Source organism: Megasphaera stantonii, from assembly GCF_025567065.1.
In the GTDB taxonomy this organism is placed as follows: Bacteria; Bacillota; Negativicutes; order Veillonellales; family Megasphaeraceae; genus Megasphaera; species Megasphaera stantonii.
The window spans coordinates 18,257-42,848 of the sequence record NZ_JAOQKD010000015.1 but is presented as its reverse complement, the minus strand read 5'-3'; the positions used below and the strand labels follow the sequence as shown (position 1 = coordinate 42,848).

The following is a 24,592-nucleotide window of genomic DNA, read 5'->3' as shown; positions in this document are numbered from 1 at the left end:
CTTATGCCGCAACAATCAAGTTTTCATAGGTCAAGTTGCCCGTAATATTGACGACGTGGATAGCGCCGGCCAGACGAGCCGTAAACTTAACATCATTCAAGATGCGCAGCGCTTTTTGATTCGGCGAAATACTCGAGGATAACGGCACAGATATGGTAAAGCCCAAGTTTTGGTTTCCGTTTTCGTCGTACTCTGTCGGCGCAATACCGCCGCGAGTCTGCCCGAGCGTCAAAGCGGCGCGAATTTGGGATTCGATGGCGGCTATCCCCGCGTCGGTATACGGCACTTTGTCGCGGTTAATCAGCAGATTAAAGACATTGACCTTAATCTCTTCGGCCAGCCAGTCCCGGAAGCGGATAACATCAATCCATTCGCCGGCCGCCACTTTGCCATTCTGCGTAATAGAAATATTACGGAACGGTTCAAACGTGTTGCCGTTCTTTCCTTGTACGGCCAGCGCTTCCGTTTCGCTCAAGCTGTCCGTCGTAATGCTGGATAACTGCTTATTCGCCCACGTTTCGCCGCCCGGGTTGATGGAAAAACAGCGAGCCATGATAGCACATTCCGGATATTCTTCAGCAGCCAATGCGTGGTAGAACCAAAATGTGCGGTAATAATTTTTATCCTGAAGCTTGCTGCCGATGTCCGTCGCAATTTCACTATTTTTGGCACCGTCCGCGTCCGTGGCTGTGCCAAATAATTTTTCGTTTGCCTCAGCCCATTCTGCCATGTCGAGAATATCATCATCTGTTCGGCTTGCGAGAGCAATACCGTAAAAATCACTGTCCGACGCAGAAACAGCGGCCATTGTATTAGCGATGTCTTCCGTAGTTGCATCCATAGACGTTTGCAAGTTGCTAGTGACTTTTACTGAAAAAGCCGTTCCCGTGTTTTTAGCTTCAAGATGCAATTCGGTTAACATTGGTTCAGAAGATTGTTCCTCGTTATCAGTAATAACGGCTTCTTCGTCATTTGTAATTTCTTGCAAAATGCCCTTTAGGATGTCAGAGGTAGTTCCAGAACTATTTGTATATGTGTAAGCCTTTTCTCTTATTGTCCCGTCAGTAAGCACATTAGATACTGTCAATGTATAAGTGCTTGTCGCTCCTACTTGCCCAACAGTTAAAGTGAACCCGTCTACCTGCTGTCGGCCGACCTTAACCTGTGCCGGGGACGGAGTCTGTGCAAATGCAGCAGAAACCATTCGATATAACGCATCGTCTGAAGAAAATCCGTCGTCAATCATCTGGTTGGCATCTGTATACGTGCTGACTCGCGTCAATCCGTACATGTGTGGACCAACACAAAGCAATGTACTAAATCCTAATGTCGATATACCAGTTGTATTTAACGCAATTTGAACGTTTACAATGCGATCTAAACTCGCCATGTTTACTAATCCCCTTTCACATTAATATTCGTTTGATGTTCCCCTTCTGCGGAATTTATCATAATTCCGGTTGCATTGACTTCGTTGATATAGCCGACGTCGTCCGTCATTTCCGACATATACCGGATGCTCAGGTCAACCGCGGCCCGGTGTTCCCAGGCGACGGCGCCGAGCGTAAAGGATACGTCCTGAACCGGCCCGGCATTAAAAAAGGCCACCCGGGCAGCCTGACATCGGTCTGCCACGGTTGGCTTTTCAAGGCCTCGAACCATTCGTTCCAGCGTTTCAAGGGGGTTCTGCTTCTGGTTGTCGGTGTACTGGACTTCAAGCATTGCCGAGGTCGGTACGACGATGTTCATGATGCCGGGCGTGTCCGTCGGCCGCAGCTCTTCGGCCGCTTCCCGCTGCGCATTGTACAGGCGCAGCGTAGCATACGCTTTCATGGGCCGCGGCATGTTGTTTTGATTGGCCCAGATGACGGACGGCTTGGGAATGTTCAGCAGTTCGGCGATAAGGTCATGAACAAATCGTCTCTGGTCATTTGTCATCCGGCATCACCTCCTGCGCGATGGCCTTGTAGTGGCTGATAACGCCGCTCTGGTACGGGTCGCACTGGATGACCTGAAACCGGCTGCCCTGCCAGAGTATCGTATCGGCCTCCCATGGCCCGGAATCTTCCGTATTTGCCCATCCTGCCTCTTTCGCAGGGTGTAGAGGGGTGTTGGTATAGGCCTTGATGTAACGGACGTTTCTGGCCCCGTCTGCGGCAATTTGCGTGTATTCGTTGGCATTGAGCGGCTGCACGGAGGCAAAAATCGTCAATTCCTGCTCCGTTCCCGGGACATAATAGCCGTCGTCGCCGACGGAGCCCACGGCCCGGCGCAAAATCTTGACAGGTTTGCGGAATCCCATCGTGGTATCATCCTCTCTTGATACGAAAATCAACACTGTTCCGCAGGCGGCCGGTGTCGATGAGCGGGCGACTGGATTTTTTCCGGGCGATCGTCGCCGGTGAGTTGGGGGCAAAGTCGCCGCGCGTGAAGATAGCTTGAATATCCCCCTTGGCCTGAGTTCCGAGCAGTTCGAGTGCCTGCTCAGCGGACATGCCGTTAAGAATGAGCGTGACAAGCCGTTCCGCTGTGTCGCCCCATTTATCCATATTGGCGTCGGCCGCCTGATGCATGAACGGCCGGGCCGGAATATGAATCGTCGTCTTATTGGGACTCAGATGAATGCCGATGGTGTGCAGATACCCCCGCATCCGCGGCGTAACCGGAATATCGACGCCGTACTCATTCCAATAGGCCACATCAGCCACTTTGGTCTTGCCGTCCTTTTCGGTTCCAGCGTTGGCAAATACGCCGGCTTCTACGCTCTTCCCGTCCAGCTGTTCCAGATCGCCGATGATCTCTTTGTACCCCAGGTCAACGTCAATGACTTTTGTCATGCTTCATCACCCCATCCGCGTCATGACCGGCACGATGCACATGCTGCGAAGCGTTAAAAATTGCAGACCATACACGGTCTTTTTGAGCAGGGAATCCATGTCGTCGCCCGAAGAAGACGACGCCATTCCGCCATAAGAGCGCTGCAAATCGCCCTCCCGTTCCGAGACAAGAGCGCCGGATGTCAGCGACGTCGCCGCCCCGGCGTTTTCGTCGTTGGCAATCAGGGTCTGTAAGGTAAACTGATGGGCCGCCAACAAAGCGACGGCCCGATCATACATCTTGCCAAACCGTTTCTTGCTCAGAATATCGCCGACAAGATCCAGCATTCCCTGCACTTCGTCGTCGGAAATTTGCTGAAATTCCGGGGCGATTTTTCGGAATATCTCAAGCTGCGTCATGACTACTCATCCGCTTCAGCGGCCTTGATAAGATCGAGAATGTCGGCTTTTTTCAAGCCGTTGGGAATCTCAATGCCTTTCTGCGCAGCATATTCTTTGAGGTGCTCTACCGTCATATCTTCCAACGCTTCGGCAGCTTTCTTTGCTTCTTCCCCGCTGATGATGTGAATGTCGCCCTTGTCAATCAAGGACTTGATGCGGGGATAGAGCTTCAGAAACGCGTCTTTATCCGACTCGACTTCTTGCGGCACCTCCGGCACCAGCCGATACTCCCCGGCGAAGATGACGCGGGCCGTTTTGTTCATAAGAATCATCATGATAGTTTCCCCCTTTCCTTAGCAGCCTTCGGCCTTAACAAAAGCGAACGGCATCGTTACCGTAACGCCGGCCGTGGATGCAACGCAGTTAATGACATATTCCAAATTGCGGTATTCGACAGGCAACTGGTCGAAGCGAATCGGAATTTCGAACTTGATGTACGTCGGGTCAAAGTATCCGGCAATCATGACGTCTTTGCCGCTTTCGCCTGCGCCTTTCAGCTCGCCGACGCGCATGATGCGGGTGATTTCCGGATGCGCCTGTCGGAAGAAATTAAGGTACGTCGTTTCGGTGTAGCTCAGGCGCGTTGTGGCCAGATACGAGTATACGGACGGCGGAAGCAGCAGCGTATTCGCCTGTTCGACGTCGTTCGTCGCTTCCGGGATAGATTCGATAAAATCGTTCAGGTCGCGGAAGACCTGCTCTTCGGTCTTATCCTTTAATTTCGTAGAGCTGCTATCGCCGCCGTCGGCCGGAAGGGTAAATTCCGAAATATTCGGGTTATCCAAAAAGCCGACAATCTTATGGGCGGCGTCGCCGTGCCATGCGATCGAGTTCAGCTTGTAATCTACGGCATATCTGGCAATCCGTCCTCTTTCAGCGGACAAGCTGATACCGGCAAACTGCGCATTCTGTACTTCGCGGTAATTGTAGCCGTAGGCGTCGCCGAGCATTTTGACCGTAACGGCTGATTCCTGGGCGAGCAAGTCAACGCGCGGAAGGTCGTCCGCCCAGTTGCTAATGATTTCGGCCACGCCGACGCTGTCATAGACGCGCTGCAATGCCGTTTCTGCGCCAACGGGAATATCCGTCGTAACGGGAAATACATCAAAGGAATTCAGCGCGGCCTTCTTGACGCGCAAGACCTGCGCACGAATATGCGTAAGCTGTCGAGCCAGAAAGACGCTACCGTCAGCATCGAAGTTGCCCGTATGCACGATAGCGTTATAATCGCGGTCATCGTAGCGAATGTTGTTGTCTGTAGGCATGTTGGTATCCTCCTGTAAAAAAAATTAAGCGCCTGCCGTGTATGTTCCGGTAATAGGCGCTGTCGTCGTATCGTCAGACATCGTTGCCGTGCCCGAGATCGTCGTTCCTGTAATATTGAGTTCGATTGTTTTGATGGTCAGGCCGTCCTTTCCGGCAGCCCCAGGCGAACCTGTGGCCCCCTTCGGCCCCTGAGGGCCTTGATCGCCGGTGTCTCCTTTGTCACCTTTTGCCCCGTCGGTTCCGTCGGTCCCTGCGGGCCCTTGCGCGCCCGTAGCGCCCTTCAAGTTCTTAAAGGCAAAAGCAAATGTCCGGGCCTGCTCCGTGCCGCCCATCGTAACCTCTACGGTCGGCGTTCCGACGTTGGCGTCTACCGTTGCCGTCACGTCGGTAATGGTAGCGGCGGCTCCAGCGGGCCCTTGCGCTCCGGGATCCCCCTTCGGCCCAGGTGTCAATTCAATATCTGCAATCCCGTCCTCAATATGATTCATGTCGGCAGCGGTGATTGTGTTGCCAGTTTCCCATTTCTTTGGTTCGTATGCCATGCGTTAACACCCCCATTTCAACCTACTATCGCCGAACCAACGACGGCTGTACCGACGATATTGTTGGTATCCGGCGTTACTCCCCCGCCGTAACGGTAATGGCAGCAGCGTTACGAATACGGACACGCACGACGTCGTTTGCTGCGCCGGACGTCAGGAACATGTTGCCCGACGGCGTCGTTTCCGTGCCCTTGACAAATCCTTTCGTCGTGTCGTAGGCTACGGCGTCGCCTGCGGCCACATCACCGCCAGCCGTTACCCATACGTCGCCACTGGTCAGAATCGACAGAGAATAGCCATCTGGGAAATACGCTTCCGCATCGCTTTCGGGCGGCTCTTTGTGGATGTGAAGGGCAATGCCAATCGGCTTACCCGATGCAGCGGCCTTCTTGGCCTGATGTTCCGGGTCTGTGCCGCGGACTACGGGCTCGCCAGGATTGACGCCGCCTTCGCAGGCAAACGAATCGACGACGTCGGCCGTCGTATTGGCCTTCATGCCGGGGAATCCCGGCGCCATGCCCTGCTGATACCACGTAAAGGGTTTCTGTTGTGCCATGATAAATTACCTCCTGTCCTTTCCTATACCGGTTTGCTCCATGCGTTCGCTTCGTCTTCGCGGAGCTTGGCCATAGCAGCATTGACGTCGTACTCGTCTACATGGTCCTCTTTCTGCTTGCCCTGGCTGCCATCCCCACGAAGAACCGTCTGTCTCTGCCGGGCCATGCCGTCCTGCCGTTTCTGCTGGCTCTGTTTGGCCATGTCGAACATTGCGTCGATGTAATCGTCGCTCTTGCCGTCCATGTTGACGTAATCGCCGTGAACGGCCTTGATGACGGCCTTTTTGATGTCGGCGTTGCTCATCGTGTCGGCCTTATCGATGTTGTGATTCTTGGCAACCTCCAGCATGTCGACGCGTTCCTTTACGGCGGCGGTGAATTCCTTGTCTTTCTGCTCCATGGCGTCCTTGTGGGCTTTCTTTTCCTTATCTAAGTCGCTGATGGCCGCGTCATACTTGGCCTGGAGCTTATCCATTGCGGTTTTCGAATCATTTCGTTCCTGCAACAGCTTTTCAATGTATACTTTGACTTCCGGGGCGGCGTCGTATTCAATGCCGCTGTCGGTTCTTACTTTTGTCATGCTCATCTGGGTGTCTCCTCCTTCATCTTCTTCGTCGATTTGGTCGCCGTCCATGTTAAGCCGGGCTACTCCGGCCCTGCCTTTGTCTACGACGGCGACGTGATTGTAGCGGATATTGCGCTGCACGGCGTCGTAATGCTGGCCGTCGGGCGTCGTGCCGGGCGTCTCGTCGAGATCTAGCTTGTAGCCGCAGGACAGTTCCCGGGCATTCGTCGGCAGGTTGTAGATGACCATGTCGGCCACGATGTTGTTGCCATCCTGCCGACCGGCCGACAACACGGAACCGATCGGCTGTACGGCGGCCGCATTGGCTGCGGACACCATGGCTTTATGGCCTACTGTGACCGGCTTACCCAACAGGCTATTTAGGCTGTCGGCATTAAACGCCTCTTCCGGCGGCCGGTATTCTATCCGCTTCGTGCCGTCGTGGTTGTAGTACGTCATGAGGCCAGTACGGCCAATCACAGGCGTATCGCGGATAAAGCCCTCGTCGGTTTTTGTTGCTCTCAATTCGAATCTGTCGTACCTTAGCACCTGTTCTCACCCCCTTTCATGGCATAAAAAAAGAGCAATATGAATTTTCTTCACATTGCTCAAATGCGGTATTTAATTATTCATCGGTTCCGAGAACCTCATCCATATACTGGAAGGTTTCCTCTGTCGTAGAGATTCGTATTGTATCTCCTTGTACCAGCGCTACGAAGGGAAGGCCAGTGCAGCTATCCGGCTCGTCTTTGCTGTAAATCAAGGTGTACACGTCGTACCCCCGCCATTTACAGCGGAATTCTACGTCTTCATATCCCTGTTCTTTGGCAAATTCAAGAATCTTATTCAGCGTCATTTCGTTTCACCATCCTCCGCAGCCTTCATGATTTCGTTGACTACTTTTAGGTTAAACTCTTTATCATCCACACGCAAGAGCTCCGGCCCATACCATTCCCCGGCGCTGCGCCAGCGAACGCGGCCAAACCACCATGCAAGGCCGTCGTCTTTTGCGGTCTTCCCTGCCCGGGTATTGGTTACGGTCGTTTTGGTATATTTCCACGCCGTTTGCGGATCATATATTTCAAGCTCCCCGGCAGCGTTACGGCCTATCGAAACGATATGTCCGCCGCCGCGCTTCCAAAAGACCTGTAAGGTATACCGCCGCCCGCTTTGAATGGTCTTTTCCAGCCAGGCGATATATGACTTGCCGGTTTTGCTGTTTGGATGCGGAATGAAGGAAGGAATTTCTTTCGTTTTCGGGTCAATCCATGCCAGACGTGTATTGCAAGACAGCTGAAACAGCATGGAGCCGACTGTATTCGGCAGGGTTTCCACGTTATACCCCCGCAGCCGCGCCTCATAGGTAACAACGCAGCTCTGGCAGTTAATGCGGTACCGCTGACTTTCTTCGAAATGCGGGTTCGGCCGTCCGAAGTCGGCTTCATCCGGCGTCATCGGCTCGCCCCGTGATACTCCGGCCAGCTGTTCCGGGAACATGGCGCTGACCTCTGCGGCTGTCGTTGCGGCTGCGGCCGCTGCCGCCGGGGCCGGTTTCGGTGCCGGAGCCTTCGGCCAATCTACGTATTTAAAGGTGCCGTCTTTCAGCCGAACAGGTATCTCATCCAGATTGATGACCGGAAGGGCTACGCACCGACACCGGATAGGATAGCCTGGGTGCCCGTCTGGCGGCGGGTTCGACCATTTGTATATCTTTCCCTGCCGTGGCCGGTGTGAAGGCCGTACGCGGGAATCTAGGGCCGTTTCCCATTGGTATTCGGAAATCCCGGCATGTTCTTGCCGGTACTGTGTCAGTCTGCCGTTGAGTTTCCCTACTTGGTCAACGCCGATCAGCGTCGCCCGGTTTACTTCTACGCCGGCAATATCCCGAATATCTTTGATGAGGTACTTTGTCAAGTCGCCCATGCTGACGTTGGCAATGATGCGTTCCATCATCTTGTCCTCAATGCGACGCATGGTATCGGCGTCAATGCTCTTGATAAGGGCCAGATTCTGGCGTACCCATGCCATTTTTAGAGTTGAGATGTCATCATCAAGCGTTGCGTCCGTGCGGTACCGACCCGCGCTGTCAGTATGCGATATTTGCGATACCGGCACGCGCAGCGGAAACCCGAACAAGCTTTTCGTTAGGGCATCGAATTCGCTGGCGTTGTAGCGGTTCACGGCGTCGAACATGTTGTTCATGGCCCGCGTGAGGTCGTCGGCGCTCTCCATGTCCCGCTCGATACGGTCGAGAAGTACGGAAATCTGCGCGCTGACGCTTTCCATCAGGCTGTCGTCGTCCGTTCTGACGGCGTACTGGGACACAGTGTCGATGATTTCCTGCCGGTGCTCGTCAATAACAGCAAATTTGCGCTTGACGTAGGTGACAAGCTGCTTTGCGTACTGCCGTTCTAAGCTCATGGGATAGCGCCATTTCCGTTTCGCTACGACTTTCATTATTCGTCATTCCCTTCCGTGTTGGGCTGCGGCTGTCCCGGTTCAAGGCCCAGCCGGGAATTTTGAATCGTATCGTCAAGGCTGCGGTCGAGCTCATAGTCGCCGTTCTTTTCCAGCGTGTCGCGCATTTCCGAGCCATCCAGCGCGTTCATGTCGTAGTAGGTCTTGGCCGTTGCGGCTTCGCGCTCTTTGGTCTGGGCCTTCACATATTCCGTGTCGGCCTGTTCCTTTTCGGTCAGCTGCCAGAGCGGATTAAATTCAAGCGTGTATTTATCCGGCAAAGCAATACCATAGTCGCTACATTGGCCTAGCAAATCAATAAGCCGCGACAGCTGCGGCTTGAGTGTCCGTTTTTGGATACGGCGAACCATGTTGTAATAATTTTCAAAATCGGCTTTGCCTGTCGCATTTAACCCGCCCGGGGAGATGCCAAATAATACCGTAATGGGAATATCCGTCGCCGCCGAAATAGCTGTCTGGAAGCGGTCGATAATATCCGTAATACCGTTGATTGTCATGTTTTTCTGGTCATAGGTGTCCGATTCGTCAAGAGCCATCGTATTCATCATATGGCGCGCCATATCAATAAGCTGCAACCGCCGCATAACCATCTTTTCGCCTTCGGCGTATGATAATTTATCGGCCAGGCCGGCCAATTTAAGTATGCCCTGGGATAACCGTGACAACGCCATGAGAGCTAACGACAAACCGCTATCATATCGCATGATGTCGTTGAACATTTTTTCGTAGATTTTCGCGCCCCAATCATTGCGACGCCGACGCTCTTCTTTCGGCAATACTCCGCCACGAAACATAATCAACCGGCTTTCATGAACGGTAAGGCGTCCGCCGTAGTAGCCGGTTATCTCGTAAAATTCGGGCCGGCCGTATAGCTGACTTTGCGGGTCGCTGTACAGCATGGCGTCGTTTGTCGTAATATCCGGGGCCTCGACAACAACAAGCCGTTCAATATTTCGCAAATTTGCTTCGTTAAGCGGCGTATCTAATGCCGCCGTCCCGTCATCTGCCAGCATTAAAATAGCGCTGCCGCCGTACAGTCTGTCCCACGAAAGAGCTTCTGAAAACCGCTGCTCCCATTCCAGATCTTCCATTACCGACAGTACCGATTTTGTTTGCTCTTCCATCGTTTCCTCGCCGTCTTTCAGCGTAAACCCTTCTTTTACGGCCTCATCGGCAGGCGCTGTAATAATTTTCTGCGCAATGCCGTTGTACGTGAAAAGCTCCATACATTCTTGGTCAGTCATTCTGCGGCTCGGCGTATAAATATAACTGGCAAACGGGTCGCGCCGGCCAGTGCCATGTCCTAAAAACGCATTGATAAAGCCGTCGGCATGTGATGCTCCCATCTGTAATTATCCCCTTTCTATCATGAAATTAAAGCCGACCAATCGGCCGCGTTGGCTACGGCCTTAAACGCGTCGCCAACGGCGTCTATTTGGTCGTCATGCTGGGCGTCTGGGAATCCTTCCGCTTCATCAAAAAAAGCTTCGTTCCAATCGCCGGCCAATACTAATATGCCCCCATGTTGCGCTTGCGCCGCGAAGGGTTCAGCTCTCGTAATTTTATTTCCCGTGACGGTATGTGTTTTTATAGAAAAGCCGCTCATCATTTTTGCATAGCTTTGCGCCTGTTCCTTGCCGGCCTGCCCCGGGTCTTGTGGAATCAATATCGTATTGCACCGGTATACTGCCCGGTCAGTAATAGCAGTCTGCCTGACGAGTTCCCGTACAGACGCCGCATTGATTGCCCGACGCCGAACGTCTAAAATAATGAACTGTCCGTTTCTCAGCCTTGCCACTAAACCGCCGGCGGTGCGGTCTGGATTCGGAGTTTCCGGCGTAATCGCCGTTGCCGCCAAGTCCCAAGCTCGCGCTACGCTGACAATCTTATCCGGTATTTCGTGGACGACTTGGAACATATCTCGCTTGAAATATAACCCGGCCGCCGGCCTTATTTTCCAGTTACCGGAAAGAAGCCGCTCGCGCTCTACAAGGCTCAACGAGTTCAATGTCGCTAAATAGCCGGGGTCCGCAGCAAGAAGAATCTTATTGTCAAAGACGCTTGAGCTGATAAACGTCACGCTCTTGCAAAGTTCCGGTTGTATGCCGTACTTTTCCGCCAGTTCCCGCCGCGAATCGCCCCAGATAATGTTGTTGTCAATACGGATAAAATAGCGAATTACGCCTGACCGCTCAGGAATCGCATATCCTGTTTTCTCGTCGATCCACCATGCGATGAAGCGGGCCACCCAAGAATCCGAATCGGAATTGCACGTAGCCCGTACATATGGTTTGACGCCGCACGTTGTACGATTACGCGACAACATATAGAAAAACTGTTTTTCCGTAAAATGGGTCAGCTCGTCAAACCCAATAAGCGGGATCTGCGCCCCTTGATAGCCGTGCACGCTTTTTTCTTCGTGTAGATGATTCAACGTCAATTTGGCCCCGGAACGGAATATGACGCGCTGCGGCGAGCTTTCCCGGAAAATAGGACGCAATCCAGCGTATACTTGTTTGGCGTTATCCCATAATCCGCCTTCATTCGTTATTTGGCCGCTATCGCGACGGAAAATAACTGCCCCAAAGCGGGGATTATCAATATGGCGCAACGGTTCTAGTAACAAAGCGTAGGTCTTGCCTAGCCGCCCCCGGCGGCGCCGCCGTATATCACAATATCTGCCGAACTGGATAGGAACTTTTCCTGCGGCCCCTGCTGGGGTCTTAATATTGACATATCATCACCGCCTTAGCCTCTGCCGTTATCCGGCAAATAAATCTGTACTATCTCTTCGCCTTGCGATTCGTCCGGCGTTTCCGCCTTCAATGCTTTAAGCTCGGCTTCGAGTTTTTGTATTCGTAGCTCCTGTTCGCGTTTTGATTCTGTCGACGTATACGCATAGCGTTTGAGCAATAGCTCGGCGGCCTTTAGCCGGTCTTTTTCGCCGATCTTCTTCGTAATGACCTTGGCTTTAGAAAACCCTTTGCCCGTGCCTTCCACAACGACTACATCTTCATTTAACTCGCCGCGCACGGCCGCAGATAGATGTTGCATAACTTCCTCCGGCGTTGCCGTTTTTTGCGCTTCGATTTCTTTTAGCCGTTTTTCGATAGCTTTTTTCACATTAGGTTTTGATAGGTTTTCAACGCCTGTCACATGAGCCGTTTTCTTGCTGTACCCGGCCCGTCTCGCCGCCTCTGCGGCATTTCCCGTTTCAATAAACGCTTCTACAAACCGCCGCTGCCGTTCCGTTAATTTCATTACATGCTCACCACCGCCTCATGTATTATTGATAAAAAGCAATAAAAAAAAGCCCATCACATCGATGAGCTGATAACTATTAAACTTGGCAGGACGGGCCCGATTCGAACGAGCATTCACGGTTTTGGAGACCGTTGTTCTACCATTGAACTACCCCCCTGTATGGCGGATGGTGCAGGATTCGAACCTGCGGCGCGTGCTGCTTGGCACGTGCTTCATTTTAGCAAAATGCTGCCTTTAACCTCTCGGCCAACCATCCAAATTTCCACGCTCTTAGTATAGCACAAGTTTTGCGTCATGTCCTGCCGAAAAGTGATACAAAATCGTACAAAAACGCCGAAATCTGTCGAAAACTGCTCATATTCTGCCGATTTCTGTCGAAAATCGCCGCTCAAGCATTGTTATTCACAAATTATCCACAAATTCAGTACTAAAGTACGGTTTTACTACTGCCATAAAAATCCCATATATGTCCAATGAACTTTATTTTCCAATAATAAAAAAAGAGCAATATGAGAAATCCTCACATTGCTCTAATGAGTATGCAGTTACTTCATGCCCGGTATAATCCCGTACTTTGACCACGCCGGCGTAGCCTTTTCAAAATAATTCGGCGCTTCTTCGCTAAATACCCCGAACATGGTTTCCAGCTGTTGTTCCGACGGTATCGGCGCATTAAATAATCGATGCATGTTACGAACGACCGTGCCGTCCGTCAGTACGATATAGTCAATGAACCCAAGATTAAAGCCTAACCGAGCCCCGACTTCCTTCATCGTTCGCCACCTGCCTTCGCCAGCTTTGCGCTTTCCAGAAACTTATTGATAAAGTATATCTGGCCTTTTCCAGTGACTTTCGGCGTCTTGCTGATAGACGTATGCCCGTCTGAATGGCTGACAACGGTTTCCTTGACCTCGAATAAGCCCATTTCCATGGCCCGCTGCGTCGGCATGTTGTAGTCCGTCCCTTTGCGGCGAATCAGATAGCTTTTTTCCCTCAGCCATTGGAATAACCGATTCTGTCCCATAGGTACGCCGTTTTGCTGCAACAGCTTTGCCAGCTCACCGATGAGTATACTCGTATGGCTTACGCTGACTGAATCAGCGAATAATACTTTCGGCTTGTCCTGTTCGATTTGCTTTTCAGCCCGCTGCCGCGCATCGAACTGGTCTGCCCACGCTCTAGCCGCTTCTGCCGGATTGGCAAAATTAGGAAGATGATACCCTCCTGTCTTTCTGATGGACGGCAGCACTTCAGACGTCACCCAGCGTTTGAATTTCTTCGCCGTCGGTAGTCTGGAAGATAGAACTAAGCTATATAAGCCGCTTTCGTTGATAACGGTCAATCCTCGTGGACTTTCAAAACTGTCATTTTGGCAGTTTTGCTTATCTTCAAGATCTACATGTTTCTTCAATGCACCAAAAGTGTCTGCGTATCCAAGAATGCTTGCTACATCTTTCCCAACAAACCATGGCTCATTATTAATAACTACCGTTCTGAATTCGCCAAATTCAGTGCTTTTGAAAACCTGCAACGTGTTTTCCATGTTTGTAACCTGCCTTTCCTAAAATTTGCACATACTTCTGCAAAATAAGCAACGCAAATTCATTTACTTTTCGGTAAAAGTAGGCTACAATAAAGTTGTTTCTAGGTTCTTTATTGTAGCCTTTGGCCGTCTGCTTCTGCAAAAGCAGGCGGCTTTTTACTTTGCCGGAATGAAGATTTCCGATTTTGGAATATTCTTCATCAGTTCTGGATACCGCTTTTTCAAGTCATCGTAGACCAGTTCCCCGATGTAAATAGCGGCGGTAGTGCGGTTCGCTGTCGTATGGTATCTCATAACGGCTCCCAGACTGCACCCCAAACGTAAATTAGGCCTTACAATACTCTGTGTTTGTCTCATATGTATCACCCCTAATATATCCAAAAAGGATTTTTAACAATTAAATTATATCCTGATAAAATAACTTTGTCAATATCCATTCAACTATTTACGTTTGACGTATATATTCTAATAGGATATATTATAAACAAAGGAGGCGTTTACATGAATTTTCAAGAACGACTAAAAATGTGTCGTAAACAAGCAGGCTACTCGTCTGCAAAAGATTTTGCTAAAGCGTTGGGAGTACCCTATCCTTCATACATGGCATATGAAAATAAAGGCAGAGAACCAAAATATGAAATCTTATGTAAAATAGCAGATACACTCAATGTATCTATTGACTATCTCATAGGTCATGAACCTTCTGAATTTAATCGTCTGTGTAGCATTTTAACCACATTAGGATTTCAGATTGAAAAATTGAAAGACAATAGAATAAAAATTAAAAGCAAAAATGGATTTCCATATGCCGAAATGGAACAGGAAGACTTTATCAAATCTGTACAAACCATCGTAGATCAAATAATATCTTTATCTAATCCCCTAAATTCTATAACGTTATCAAATAAAATTATAAACTGGTTACACGATTGTTGGAAAAAATCACGTAATGAAGGGGCAACGGCTACATCAGCTATCCACTTTACCCCTGAAGAGAAAGAGACATTGCGGAAATATGAAGAGATGTTGAAACAACATCCTAATAGTCAAGCATATTTAGAATACTTTGGCCGCCCCGCAAATGAAGATACAAATGATGAAGAATAACCCTCCACCGCAGAAGCCCCCGCTTCTGCGGCATTTTAATGATAGCGTACCTATATAGTAAATCCCTTCACCCTAAATCATACATCCGCCTCTAAAAATACTAGCTCCGTTTGTACCGGCATAGCCTTAGGGCCAAACATCATGCTCGCCAGCGTTTCGATGATCTTCGGCAGCCGACGGCGGCAGTAGCCTTCACTCACGGCGTTGTCGCTTGCGATCATTCGCCACGATTCATTGTAAATCATGCGCCGGGTTACGATGTCCCGGTCGGTTTCGTCCAGCGCCTCCAGCGACCGGCTCAAACGTTTTAAAACGGGCTCTATCTTCGCGATGTCCTTCTTGAGCCGCTGAATTTTCGCCACGATTTCTTCCTTCTTCATGTATTCCCGTTCTTCTTGGCTGATATTTTCCCCGCCTCCTCCTCCGCCGGAAGGGGATAATACGGGAACCTTGGGCGCGGCCGTCATGGCAAGCTGCTGTTCATAGTCGGCAATATCCGCCTTGACGTTTTCGACGTAGGTTTTAAAACGGTTATATCGTGCTAAATACTGCCGAACGACGACCGTATAATCATTGTGATGCATAGCTATCCCCTCCGTATGTTTCAAAATAAAAATCCGTTGCCCTGGCTAATGGTGCGATTCGATAAAATGCTTTAGCTCATCCCCGTTCGTAAGTACCGGAATTCTTTCCGTTATGGCCGTTTTGCGCTCTTCGGTGCATCCCCGGCTATATTGATATGCCCCGGCCATATACACGGCGTCACAAGCGCAAAGAAGGCACTTGCATTGCTCCAATATCTGTTCATAGCTGAGTGCGGCATATTCGGCGTACCGCATCGCATCCAGCGGGTTGATGAACAGGGTATCCGGGTATTTCATCGTCAGCGCCCAGGCGATGTTATTCGCCCGCCTGCGGTTTTCTTTCTCGTCCCCTGAAAATGGGTGCGAAATATAAATTCTGAGCATGTTATGATATGGTTTCATGTTCTTTCCAACGTCCTTTCCCTTTATGATTCCGCCGCAGCGCTTCCCGGAAGGCTTCTTCGGCAGTCTTCCGCCGCTGACTGTAGCAAATTTGTTCGTTGTTGCACTTCTTCACGCGTTGGCCAAACTCGTCATACATCCAGTGCCATTCGTAAGCGTCCAAAAGCCGCCCGCAAAATGCGCAGCGGCTCCGGGCGCTTTTTTGATAGTGTCGGCCCTGATCTGTATTCTCTTGTTCCGGCTTCATCCATGAAGGAAATGTCTTCGGCCTACGCCGGCGGTTCTTCCTCATCGTTTAGCCATTCCTTCGGCGGCTTCGGGATGGGCGCCCAGCAAGTTACTTCTTCAACATCCACCTCCACGCCGTGGGGCTCCAAATCATGTGTAATAAAAAGAGAGTATCCGCCGGGTTGGTAAGATTCTAAATGTGCAATATAAAACGCCCCATCTTGACAAATCAACACATTATCAGAATACTTTCCGCCCGGAAATGGATATTTCGCCTCTGGCAACTCATCTTGCGGTCGAATCCATTTCATCACTTATCTCCTCCACTTCAATTTCAATCCGCGGCCGGTCACTGTAAAACTTCCCGGCCTCAATCTGTACGATACAGCTGTCATCTTTGACGACAAATCCATTTAATGCGTCGAGAACGCCCTTTACGTAGTTGTCCGTATCGGGCCTGCTCGTCGGCCGAAGGATATTGCCCAGGGCAGCCTCTTTCTTTTTCCGGCTCCACGACTGGGGTATGCCCCGGAAGATGTGAAGCTTTAACCGGCTGGCCGCTTCTATCGCTGTAAAGCCTTTGTAGAATAAGGGCTGCGCCTCCAGCTGGATCAGCTGCTTGTAGTTTCTCGACTTCTTCGGGTCGATGGCCTGCACATGGCCGTTGATAGTCGAGAAGCGGGGCCGACCCTGCGGGACGGGCTCGCCGAATACCGTCATTTTGACGATGGTTTTGCCGTTGACCTGCTCCCATGTAGCACTCATTTTTCTTTACCCCTCCATTGCTCAATCGGTTTCATTGGTTTCGTCCTCCTTCTCACGCTCTTTCTTGCCCACGTTAATCACCTTCTATTTCTTTTAGACGTTCTCCAATAGCTCTCGCAACATTTACCGTTACAGCGTTTCCCGCTTGTTTGTATAGTTGCGTATCGCTTACGCCTGCCGCCTTTGCCCTGTCGAAATACTCGTCCGGGAATCCTTGCAGACGCCAACATTCGCGGGGCGTTAATTTTCGGATTCGTATGCCATCGGTAATCCCGGCGTCATGTTTTCCGGCTTTTAACGTCCGGCTTAAATCAACCAACGGCGGATGGTGAAACTCTTTGCTAACGCCCGTATATAGTCCGCGGATCCCGTTCGGGACTTTATCCAGCCGCGCCGCTTGTTGCGTCCCCGTTTCATTTATTTTTACCGTCGTTGTTTTGCCGTGTGTTTTTTGTATGCATACGACGGCATTACAACTATTTGCCGACAATCCTTTGTAATACCTTGCTGTCACGGTCCCGGCGTAGTCTATGCCTACGTTTTTTATTTTCAGCGCACCAGTTCCGCCCCTTGTCCCGACCGGCTTGTCTATGACGCATAATTCCTGCGATGTATACAAGCCTGTTTTTCCTCCCAGTCCGCCGCCTTCGCTTTTCAGCGTCTGGGCTAGTCCTTTATGGTCGTATACACGGTATGCGTCTGCTACGCCGTGCGTTATTTCCTGCAATTTGCAAGGATTTTCTCCGTTTGTTCCGTCGAGAGGAAAAACTTTTCTGGTACCTCCGTCTCCAAAATGTCCGACAAGGAACACTCGCTCCCGGTTTTGGGGTACGCCGTAATCTTTGCTGTTAAGTATCTGCCATTCGACGCTATACCCCAATTCCGCCAGGGTTTGGAGGATAATTCCGAAAGTTCGCCCGTTTTCATGAGACAAAAGTCCTTTGACGTTTTCACAGACAAAATACCGCGGGCGGATAATTTTAATAAATCGGCAAATCTCAAAGAAGATATTGCCTCGCGGGTCATTAAAACCTTGTTTTTTCCCTGCGACACTAAAGGCCTGGCAAGGGAATCCTCCGCAAATAATGTCAATTGTTCGAGTTGCGGCAAGTTGCCGGATTTCTTCGTCTGTAACTTTCGTAATATCATGCGCTCCCCATTCCCCTTCTGTGTTGTGAATTGCTTTATAGCTTTGCAATGCGAATTTATCAAACTCGCAAAAGCCGACGCACGTATGCCCGGCTTGTTCAAGCCCAAGCCGTATACCACCAATACCAGCGCAGAGGTCTATAAAATTCACGTCAATCACCCCCAAGACTCGCGCTTAGTATCACCTTTTCAGCAATTTGAATGGCTTGCTCGCCGAAAACAGTTATTTTAACAATCTGTACCGCGGAGCCATCAGATCCTCCCGCTTGATTCTGGCATTTTGCTGGTATAAGGTGGTCAGCAACTTGTAACACTCGCCGTCACAGCTTGCTTTCTTTAGTCCGGCGCCGCGGGTTCGCTTCGGCAGCGGAGCCCCGCAAATGACGCAATGCGTCTTGATGGGGTATCCTGCTTTTGCCCACTCGTCTAAGAATTTGAAATACTTGTCCCGGCACGTATTGCAGTATTTTTGAGCGTACGAAGATCCGTAGACCTCGAAGTCGTTCCCGCAAATTGCACAGGTCTTTTTCCAAAGTTTGCCCATTGTAATTCTCTCCTTCCTTTAACCTAATGTATGGCATAATACACACCGGCTATGATTGTAATCCAGAAGATAAGCAGCCCGGTAAAAATAATTCTCCAAACCCATGCTCTTGACATGTTGCTCATCTCATTTCATTTTGCGGATGCCCGCAATATGTTCCTATCGGTACACTTTCCCCGTCCTGACGTTCTTCAGGACAATGCGTTCCACCAGTTCAAACCCTGCCGCCGCGAAGGCCATTTTTGCAATGCGAAGGGCGTCGTCCATTCGCCGGGCGTCCGCTGCGTCGGCCTCAGCCTGCAATTTCTTGATGGCGTCGTACGGCGTCGGGTCTTTATAGTGCTCATGATTTCGCTTGTTCATGGAGTATTACCCCCTGTCAGCCGGGGCGGCGTGGTACCGCCCGGCTGGTTCATGTTCATTTTTTCTTTCAGCATCCGCACGGCCCCGGCAATTTTCTTCTGGTTCCCGCCCTGTATAATGGCCCGGCGAAATTCCTTTTTCTCAGCCCGGCGGGCTAAATTCTGCTCGTAGGCCCGGCGGAACTGGGCCCGCAGGATCGGCGTATCTTCGACGGGCGTCTGGCAGATCTCCTGCCATCCCAGGCTGTCGACGGTTTCCATAAGCGCCTCGCTGTCAAACTCCGGCCGGGCATAGTAGCCCACGCTACGTATGGCCCGCTGCACCTGCCCCCATGCCTCGTCAGCGTCCAGCTCCGCCGTACCGCACGCCAGCCCTTCCAGTGTGGCCGCTGCGCTGCGTATTTCTGCGATCGTCGGCAGGAATTTCGAGGTCTGAATGAGCTTGCGGACGGCTGTTTCCAAGATAGCCGGGTCGATGTCGCGCAGCATTTCTACATAAAAATCAAGTTGTTCCTCGCTCAAATCTCTGGTATAGGCCAACTGCAAAAAAGCCAATGCCTGCAAGGTCTTAATTTCCGCCATCGTCTTCTTCCTCGTCATATTCTTGCGCCTCCTGTTCGTATCGTGCCATTAAATTCTGTACAGCAGAAATAGCCTGCTGCTTACCTGCCTTTCGCTGGTTATGTTGGGGATTCCGGGAGTTATAAGCGGTGTCGTCGTCATATCCTTCGGTCTCCCAACGCCGCAGAATGCCGATAATGTAGCCCAGATTCCGCTTGTTCCGCATGACCGCTCTTTCGATGGCCTTGCATACCCACTCGTCCCCATAATGGTCTATCAAGTCCAGAAGCCTATCTTTCTCAATCTCTGAACTGATGGGATGAATATTATTAGCGTAGATTCGGAAGGCCTCATATGGCGTTGTCGCCGGATCCTTTACTACGTCTACTTTCCTTTCCTTTCCTCTACTTTCTTCTACTTTACTTTGTTTCGAAATGTCTGCATTTTGGTTCGAAATGTCTGCATTTTGGTTCGAAATGTCTGCATGATGTCGGCATTTTTTCTCGGAATGGTAGCACGAAGTAGACCGGCGAATTTGCAAATTTTTGAAGTCCGATGGATCGACCAATAATAGGCGTTCATCAATCTCTATTTTTTTGCGCCGTTCGCAGGCTTTAAAGTATCTTTGCTGTATGCCGTGCGATGTCAAAACGCCGAACGAGTTAAGAAGGGCCTTATCAAAAAAGCCGCGCTTAGCCAATTCATCCACAATTCCGTTCACTAAGTCAGGGGTAAATCCGTTGCCCGCAACTTTCGCAAATAGATATGGTGCGTCTTCATCCCACTTTAAGAAGTACCCGTTACGATAAATTCGCGTCAGCAAACGTATCGCACATACTTCGCCTTTAATTCCAAATCGAGCGGATACATACTGTATCTTCTCGTCATCGAAAAAGTCGACATCAAAAGAGAAAAAATCAAGCCCTCTTTTCATGGCGCTTTCCTTTCATTGCAATAGCAACATAGTGTTTGTAAATTATCTTCCGTGTTAAGCAGCTCTACGGGATATTTCCCATGAGCTGCCTCATATACGGAATGGATGTGGTCAATCGTAAGATTTTCTTTTCTGCCGCAAATTTGGCAAGAATACCCGTCTCGTCGAAAAATAATGCTTCGAACATCTATCCTTTTGATAAAACTTGATGATGAATTTCTCAGCGCCTTATAACGGACGGATAAAATAGAGGAATTTATTTTCTGCTTAGTTGCCCTTTGCGGTTTCCACTCAGGGAATTTCAAGGTCTTATATCCCTCAAATTAATTAAAAACCGCTTTATTTTCTGTAGAGGCGGCCGCGATCCGTTCGCTGCGTGCCGTTTCCGTGTGCACGCCGGAAGCAGGAGCCATATTGTCGGCGCCGCCAGAAAGGTCATCGTCTTCCTCATCCTCAAACAGGCTCATCTGGGCCCGCTTGCCGGTAATATACATATACGCCTCGGACAATACTTTGCGGATCTTATCGGCCGTGCCCGCAGGGAAGGCGTTGGTAACGATGTCAGAATTTTCGTCGGTCATTTCAACCAGCATCGGCGTATTCAGGGCTGAATAGCTGTTGTAATGGCTGATGTAGAGCTTGACTGAAATAATCGCTTGCAGCGCGCCGTCCTTCGTCGTTCTGACCGACGAGACAGAATACAGAATAATTTTTGATTTCATAACATCATCAAATTCAAAGATTTCCGCACAATCCGATCGCAAGGCTTCGAAAGCTTCGGCAAACTCCGGCCGGGGCGGCTCGGAATAGGTCGCCTTGATTTCGGCTGTGTTGCCGTTGACGTTCTTTTCAAAACTGACAACTATCTTATCCTTATCCGACGAATGCAGGTATTTGACCGATTTGATATTCATTCCTTGTAATACTTCACTCATGATTTATTCCTCCTCTTGCGTCTTTTCATCCCAATACGTTGCCTGCATGTCTGCAAAGTGCAGGAGCAGGGCCAGCGGATACTTTTCAAAGGCGGCGCTCACGGCGTTCATGCCGGCGTAGCCTTGCGCCCGGGCGTCGGAGAATCCCATATGCCAGTTGATGGCCATGATTTCCTCGTTTGTCAACGGCATGAACCGCTGGATCAGCATGACCGACTTTTCGCCGTGGCCTGCCGGGAATTGGTCTTGAATCGTGTAAAAAGGTACCTTTTCCCAACGTCCCGTTTCTTCATTCTTTCGGTTCCGCATTTCGACGCCGTAAAAATTGGCCTTGCACACGTCATGAAACAGTGACACGATGGCAATAGATACCTTGTTTCCAATGTTGTATGTCCGGCACAACTGAATGAGGCGCTGGCATACGTGAATGCTATGCATCGCCAGGCCGCCCGCATACGCCCCATGAAAGCGCGTGCTTGCCGGAGCTGTAAAGAAATCCGTTTCGTTTTCCAGCCAGAACAGCAAGTCTGAAATACCCTTACGTTCAATGCGCTGATCTACAATCTGCCCAAAAGCATCCTTAATGTTTTCCCAAGATTCTTTTTCTGTCATGTCAATTCTCTCCTTTTCCAAATAGTGCCAGTGCCGGAAGGCGGCTCCCTTCCGGCGGCCTCCTAAATGTTCAGCGAGTCTTCCAGAATTCGATCGTCCTCGCTCATCGGCTGCTCCGGTAATACTTCGCCGGTCGTCATATCAACGGCCGGGGTTTTGGGCATCGGCTGCTGTAACTTTTCTGTATTTTCTGGAACAGGTTCAGCATTCGTATCGATATAGTCCATTTCATTATTGACTTCCAGCATATTTTTAGAAATAATACTTTTAATACTTTCATCCGCAGTAAGGGACCTTACAAATTCAGTAGAAAGCGGCGCATATTTCAGGCATTTTTTAAGTACGGTCTTCTTGGCCATTTCGTCAAAGTTAGTTTTCCACGGCGTTTGCTTATCATTTTTATAAGCCTCGCTGTATTGCCGAGCATGTTCTTCAACGTCCTCTTTACTCATGATTTCAAATCCATATCCACCGTCTTTAGTATGGAATACCGCATAATACCCAATAATCTTCTTTGTTCTTCCTCCGATAAGTGCAGGTTTATGACAAAGTTTAGGATTTAATCCCAGCTCGTAAGTAAATTCATCTTGTTCATATACTTCATGAGCCTGAATATCTCGAACTTGCCCGCTGCGATATGCTAAATCTATTAGCCCTTTATATCCAATTTGGAACTGGCATTCATAGCATTTCTTTTTTGAGCTCCAATAAGGAATTAAATACGCTTGCCCTAAGGGCGTGTTCGGCTCCAGTCCTAACTGGGCGGCCTGCATCATCGCACCGACGAATGAATTTGGGGTACATTGCGTTAGTCTAGGATTATTACTTAATGCCGTCATAACCATTCTCGTAAACCGTTCCGGGGTTAATATCGATGGTAGCGCCTTATCTATTTGGCTTTTCATCGACAATACAAATTTCTGCATTTGCGTTACTTCAGCTGGATTTTTCAATTCCTGCTGTTCCTGTTGCTTTGCGGCCAGCCCGCCCTTTGTTGTTGCCATGTCTATTCCTCCTTATAGGCCGACCATTTTCGTGACCTCACGAAAATGATCAGCCAGCATCCTTATTAAGCCCGGAGCCTGCGCGACGGCTTGCCCTGTTTTGTGACCTGCGCATAGATTTCCGGGAAATCCTTTTTCAATTTCTTACTGTCAACGGTAATACGGCCGTCCTGCCATTTCCAAGTTATTTTCTGGTCGCCGATGAAGCCGATTTCATAGTCGCCCATCATGGCGCACAGCTTATTCTCTTGCTCCTGAATGGCAGCTTTGACATCTTTTTCCTGTTGCTTGAAATTATGAAGGAGCTGCAAGATGTCCGCCGCTTCGCTCGGCAATTCGATCGGGTCGGATTTGTTTCCGGCAAACTGCTTTTCAATGGCCTTTGCCGTCGATTCGCTGCCGTCAATATCCGGCATGACACCCTCTTTGACGTTCTTCAGCCAGAATTCCGCCTCGGCCTCGTACAAGGCCTTGATGTCGTCGTCATGGCGGGGAACGGCCTTATAGTCGAAGCTGTTGCCGCCGATCAGGACGGCGATGTACCAGACAGGAAGGCCCGTCGTCATCATGTAGTGCTGGCACTGCCAGTAATAGCTATCCGGCAAGTTGTCCTCTTTCCAGTCCTTGACCGAAAAGGCGTTCGTGCACTTGCATTCGAGCCCGGCCTTTTCGCCGACGATCAGCCGGTCGACGTTGGCCAACATCCACGGGTCTTTGACGTTCTGCATCATGCCCGCCCGGCGAATCTTCTTCCCGGTGAGTTCGGCGAAGCGGTCGGCGACGGGAGCCTCTAAGACCGTGCCCCAGTAGACCGATTCTTTCCCGGAAATGTCCTCCGGCTCCGCCTGGCCGGTCTTTTCCAGCCAGAGCTGATATTTGCTTTTCCACGGGTTCATGCCCATGATAGCGCCGGCGTCGGAGCCGCCGATCCCAAGGTTTCTCGTCTGACGCCAGACGTCGCGGTCTTTCATCTGTTCGACCGTCATGATCAATTTAGCATCCACCGTTAATTCTCCTCTCTCTTGATAATTTCCATAATCCGGCGTAATACCGTGTCCTCATCGAGCCCGGACTCTTTTGTCTCGAGATCGACCTTGCCGTTACTCATCATTGCAAGCGACCACGTCGGAGTTTCGCCCTTTTTCACTGGGTCTTGATTTACGTAAAACTGAAATTTTGATTTCGTCAGCCGCGGCAGCGGATGAAGGTAGAAGGCTCTCCGGCCATAGCTACCGTCAAAAGCGACCGTTGTCATCCGGCTGACGACGTCACCCAGTTTCCGGCTCGTATTAAATGCTTTCACAAATTCTTTCAAATCTCTTGTTTGTGTGACCATTCGAAAAATTCTCTCCTTTCGTCGTCTTCGCAGTTGTGATATAATGACTACGAAAACGTTTTCAAAAGTTAATTCTCTCTGAAAGCCCTGCGGTTGCCCCCGCGGGGCTTTTTCCTTTTCTCGGACTAAATTTCATGGCCGTAACGCTGGCCATGAGATTGTCGAGTTCCGACCAGCAACGTTCATAGTCCCGTTGTTCGTCTCGGCTGATGACGTCGTCGCAGCAGATTTCTTCCAAGCGGTCATACATCTTGACCGCTTTTTTGATGGCTACGCGGATCTGCATGGCCCCGGAAGCGATACCGCTGACGTTCGTAATCTGCGGCAATAATGCCCGGCCGACTTCCGATTCCTGCGACAAATACGCATACCCTAGGTATGGCGCCCGGTACACCTGCATCATGCGGGCAACGATGTCGTCGGCCGGAATGCGGCCCGCTTCATAGTGGGCGATCGTCCGAAGGGCGACGCCGATTCGTTCGGCCGCGGCCTCCTGCGTCAGCCCTGCGTTATGCCGGGCCTGAATGGCCAATCGTGTGAATACTGAACTCATAGACTTTCACCCCCTTTTCCGTA

34 protein-coding genes and 2 tRNA genes are annotated in these 24,592 nt (G+C 50.4%); 1 reads left to right on the top strand and 35 read right to left on the bottom strand.

Features of this window, described 5'->3' with window-relative positions; genetic code table 11:
- Position 1: 1 nt before the first annotated feature.
- From OCV58_RS08600 to OCV58_RS08505, 20 genes are all read right to left on the bottom strand, one after another.
- A complete protein-coding gene (locus OCV58_RS08600) occupies positions 2-1,390 on the bottom strand; it encodes a DUF3383 family protein (protein WP_154877581.1) in 1,389 nt (462 codons plus the stop codon).
- Between the two features lie 5 nt (positions 1,391-1,395).
- Positions 1,396-1,938 (bottom strand): phage neck terminator protein, encoded by a 543-nt coding sequence (locus tag OCV58_RS08595; RefSeq protein WP_154877580.1) that lies wholly within the window; start codon positions 1,936-1,938, stop codon positions 1,396-1,398.
- A complete protein-coding gene (locus OCV58_RS08590) occupies positions 1,928-2,302 on the bottom strand; it encodes a hypothetical protein (protein ID WP_107196325.1) in 375 nt (124 codons plus the stop codon). Before OCV58_RS08590 ends, OCV58_RS08595 begins: the two co-directional genes overlap by 11 nt.
- Before the next feature lie 7 nt (positions 2,303-2,309).
- A complete protein-coding gene (locus OCV58_RS08585; protein ID WP_107196326.1) occupies positions 2,310-2,837 on the bottom strand; it encodes a hypothetical protein in 528 nt (175 codons plus the stop codon).
- Positions 2,838-2,843: 6 nt separating this feature from the next.
- Positions 2,844-3,236: a DUF4054 domain-containing protein gene (locus tag OCV58_RS08580; protein ID WP_107196327.1), complete on the bottom strand. Its 393-nt coding sequence runs from the start codon at positions 3,234-3,236 to the stop codon at positions 2,844-2,846.
- 2 nt (positions 3,237-3,238) lie between these two features.
- Complete coding sequence (locus OCV58_RS08575; protein WP_154877579.1) at positions 3,239-3,553, bottom strand: Rho termination factor N-terminal domain-containing protein; 315 nt, start codon at positions 3,551-3,553, stop codon at positions 3,239-3,241.
- 18 nt (positions 3,554-3,571) lie between these two features.
- Complete coding sequence (locus OCV58_RS08570) at positions 3,572-4,543, bottom strand: DUF2184 domain-containing protein (protein WP_107196329.1); 972 nt, start codon at positions 4,541-4,543, stop codon at positions 3,572-3,574.
- A 24-nt stretch (positions 4,544-4,567) separates the two neighbouring features.
- Positions 4,568-5,086 carry a collagen-like protein gene (locus tag OCV58_RS08565; protein ID WP_154877578.1) on the bottom strand — a complete coding sequence of 173 codons (519 nt, stop codon included), beginning with the start codon at positions 5,084-5,086 and terminating at the stop codon, positions 4,568-4,570.
- Between the two features lie 76 nt (positions 5,087-5,162).
- Positions 5,163-5,642 (bottom strand): structural cement protein Gp24, encoded by a 480-nt coding sequence (locus tag OCV58_RS08560; RefSeq protein WP_154877577.1) that lies wholly within the window; start codon positions 5,640-5,642, stop codon positions 5,163-5,165.
- A gap of 23 nt (positions 5,643-5,665) precedes the next feature.
- Positions 5,666-6,733 carry a DUF2213 domain-containing protein gene (locus tag OCV58_RS08555; RefSeq protein WP_267312861.1) on the bottom strand — a complete coding sequence of 356 codons (1,068 nt, stop codon included), beginning with the start codon at positions 6,731-6,733 and terminating at the stop codon, positions 5,666-5,668.
- Positions 6,734-6,833: 100 nt separating this feature from the next.
- Complete coding sequence (locus OCV58_RS08550) at positions 6,834-7,064, bottom strand: hypothetical protein (RefSeq protein WP_154877575.1); 231 nt, start codon at positions 7,062-7,064, stop codon at positions 6,834-6,836.
- A complete protein-coding gene (locus tag OCV58_RS08545) occupies positions 7,061-8,665 on the bottom strand; it encodes a minor capsid protein (protein ID WP_154877574.1) in 1,605 nt (534 codons plus the stop codon). The genes OCV58_RS08550 and OCV58_RS08545 overlap by 4 nt, the downstream gene beginning before the upstream one ends.
- The gene (locus OCV58_RS08540) at positions 8,665-10,032 is read right to left on the bottom strand and encodes a phage portal protein (RefSeq protein ID WP_154877573.1); all 1,368 of its coding nucleotides are present in this window, start codon (positions 10,030-10,032) and stop codon (positions 8,665-8,667) included. The genes OCV58_RS08545 and OCV58_RS08540 overlap by 1 nt, the downstream gene beginning before the upstream one ends.
- A gap of 20 nt (positions 10,033-10,052) precedes the next feature.
- Complete coding sequence (gene terL, locus OCV58_RS08535; protein ID WP_267312860.1) at positions 10,053-11,312, bottom strand: phage terminase large subunit; 1,260 nt, start codon at positions 11,310-11,312, stop codon at positions 10,053-10,055.
- Positions 11,313-11,434: 122 nt separating this feature from the next.
- The gene (locus OCV58_RS08530) at positions 11,435-11,947 is read right to left on the bottom strand and encodes a terminase small subunit (RefSeq protein ID WP_154877572.1); all 513 of its coding nucleotides are present in this window, start codon (positions 11,945-11,947) and stop codon (positions 11,435-11,437) included.
- An 86-nt stretch (positions 11,948-12,033) separates the two neighbouring features.
- Positions 12,034-12,107: transfer RNA gene (locus OCV58_RS08525), tRNA-Trp, on the bottom strand.
- Positions 12,108-12,110: 3 nt separating this feature from the next.
- Positions 12,111-12,206 (bottom strand) — tRNA-Ser (locus tag OCV58_RS08520).
- Between the two features lie 289 nt (positions 12,207-12,495).
- Positions 12,496-12,723: a hypothetical protein gene (locus tag OCV58_RS08515; protein ID WP_154877571.1), complete on the bottom strand. Its 228-nt coding sequence runs from the start codon at positions 12,721-12,723 to the stop codon at positions 12,496-12,498.
- A complete protein-coding gene (locus OCV58_RS08510; RefSeq protein ID WP_154877570.1) occupies positions 12,720-13,493 on the bottom strand; it encodes a phage antirepressor in 774 nt (257 codons plus the stop codon). The genes OCV58_RS08515 and OCV58_RS08510 overlap by 4 nt, the downstream gene beginning before the upstream one ends.
- Before the next feature lie 156 nt (positions 13,494-13,649).
- On the bottom strand, positions 13,650-13,787 hold the full coding sequence (locus OCV58_RS08505; RefSeq protein ID WP_267312859.1) for a hypothetical protein: 138 nt from the start codon (positions 13,785-13,787) through the stop codon (positions 13,650-13,652).
- Between the two features lie 207 nt (positions 13,788-13,994).
- Here OCV58_RS08505 and OCV58_RS08500 point away from each other — a divergent pair, with 207 nt between their 5' ends.
- The gene (locus OCV58_RS08500) at positions 13,995-14,600 is read left to right on the top strand and encodes a helix-turn-helix domain-containing protein (RefSeq protein ID WP_154877569.1); all 606 of its coding nucleotides are present in this window, start codon (positions 13,995-13,997) and stop codon (positions 14,598-14,600) included.
- Positions 14,601-14,677: 77 nt separating this feature from the next.
- Here OCV58_RS08500 and OCV58_RS08495 read toward each other — a convergent pair whose 3' ends face one another.
- The 15 genes from OCV58_RS08495 to OCV58_RS08430 all read right to left on the bottom strand — a co-directional run bounded on the left by OCV58_RS08495 (position 14,678) and on the right by OCV58_RS08430 (position 24,569).
- Positions 14,678-15,184: an RNA polymerase subunit sigma-70 gene (locus tag OCV58_RS08495; RefSeq protein WP_154877568.1), complete on the bottom strand. Its 507-nt coding sequence runs from the start codon at positions 15,182-15,184 to the stop codon at positions 14,678-14,680.
- A 45-nt stretch (positions 15,185-15,229) separates the two neighbouring features.
- Positions 15,230-15,586 carry a DUF4406 domain-containing protein gene (locus OCV58_RS08490; protein WP_154877567.1) on the bottom strand — a complete coding sequence of 119 codons (357 nt, stop codon included), beginning with the start codon at positions 15,584-15,586 and terminating at the stop codon, positions 15,230-15,232.
- 269 nt (positions 15,587-15,855) lie between these two features.
- Positions 15,856-16,125 carry a hypothetical protein gene (locus tag OCV58_RS08485; protein WP_107196339.1) on the bottom strand — a complete coding sequence of 90 codons (270 nt, stop codon included), beginning with the start codon at positions 16,123-16,125 and terminating at the stop codon, positions 15,856-15,858.
- A complete protein-coding gene (locus OCV58_RS08480; RefSeq protein ID WP_154877565.1) occupies positions 16,100-16,579 on the bottom strand; it encodes a RusA family crossover junction endodeoxyribonuclease in 480 nt (159 codons plus the stop codon). The genes OCV58_RS08485 and OCV58_RS08480 overlap by 26 nt, the downstream gene beginning before the upstream one ends.
- A gap of 73 nt (positions 16,580-16,652) precedes the next feature.
- Positions 16,653-17,879: a DNA (cytosine-5-)-methyltransferase gene (dcm, locus tag OCV58_RS08475; protein WP_154877564.1), complete on the bottom strand. Its 1,227-nt coding sequence runs from the start codon at positions 17,877-17,879 to the stop codon at positions 16,653-16,655.
- Positions 17,880-18,431: 552 nt separating this feature from the next.
- Positions 18,432-18,635: a hypothetical protein gene (locus OCV58_RS08470; protein ID WP_154877563.1), complete on the bottom strand. Its 204-nt coding sequence runs from the start codon at positions 18,633-18,635 to the stop codon at positions 18,432-18,434.
- On the bottom strand, positions 18,632-19,234 hold the full coding sequence (locus tag OCV58_RS08465) for a replicative helicase loader/inhibitor (RefSeq protein WP_154877562.1): 603 nt from the start codon (positions 19,232-19,234) through the stop codon (positions 18,632-18,634). Before OCV58_RS08465 ends, OCV58_RS08470 begins: the two co-directional genes overlap by 4 nt.
- On the bottom strand, positions 19,203-20,129 hold the full coding sequence (locus tag OCV58_RS08460; protein WP_154877561.1) for a Lin1244/Lin1753 domain-containing protein: 927 nt from the start codon (positions 20,127-20,129) through the stop codon (positions 19,203-19,205). Before OCV58_RS08460 ends, OCV58_RS08465 begins: the two co-directional genes overlap by 32 nt.
- A complete protein-coding gene (locus OCV58_RS12235) occupies positions 20,126-20,434 on the bottom strand; it encodes an HNH endonuclease (protein WP_353866912.1) in 309 nt (102 codons plus the stop codon). The genes OCV58_RS08460 and OCV58_RS12235 overlap by 4 nt, the downstream gene beginning before the upstream one ends.
- Positions 20,435-20,452: 18 nt before the next feature.
- The gene (locus OCV58_RS08455; RefSeq protein ID WP_154877560.1) at positions 20,453-21,064 is read right to left on the bottom strand and encodes a hypothetical protein; all 612 of its coding nucleotides are present in this window, start codon (positions 21,062-21,064) and stop codon (positions 20,453-20,455) included.
- 3 nt (positions 21,065-21,067) lie between these two features.
- The gene (locus OCV58_RS08450) at positions 21,068-21,676 is read right to left on the bottom strand and encodes a 3'-5' exoribonuclease YhaM family protein (RefSeq protein WP_107196350.1); all 609 of its coding nucleotides are present in this window, start codon (positions 21,674-21,676) and stop codon (positions 21,068-21,070) included.
- 62 nt (positions 21,677-21,738) lie between these two features.
- Positions 21,739-22,680, bottom strand: coding sequence for a phage-derived integrase/recombinase RecT (locus OCV58_RS08445; RefSeq protein WP_154877559.1), 942 nt, complete (start codon positions 22,678-22,680; stop codon positions 21,739-21,741).
- Between the two features lie 65 nt (positions 22,681-22,745).
- Entirely contained in the window at positions 22,746-23,684 is a 939-nt protein-coding gene (locus OCV58_RS08440; protein WP_267312858.1) for a YqaJ viral recombinase family nuclease, read from the bottom strand.
- Between the two features lie 2 nt (positions 23,685-23,686).
- Complete coding sequence (locus OCV58_RS08435; protein ID WP_154877558.1) at positions 23,687-24,016, bottom strand: hypothetical protein; 330 nt, start codon at positions 24,014-24,016, stop codon at positions 23,687-23,689.
- A 61-nt stretch (positions 24,017-24,077) separates the two neighbouring features.
- A complete protein-coding gene (locus OCV58_RS08430) occupies positions 24,078-24,569 on the bottom strand; it encodes a helix-turn-helix domain-containing protein (RefSeq protein WP_154877557.1) in 492 nt (163 codons plus the stop codon).
- Between the last annotated feature and the right edge of the window lie 23 nt (positions 24,570-24,592).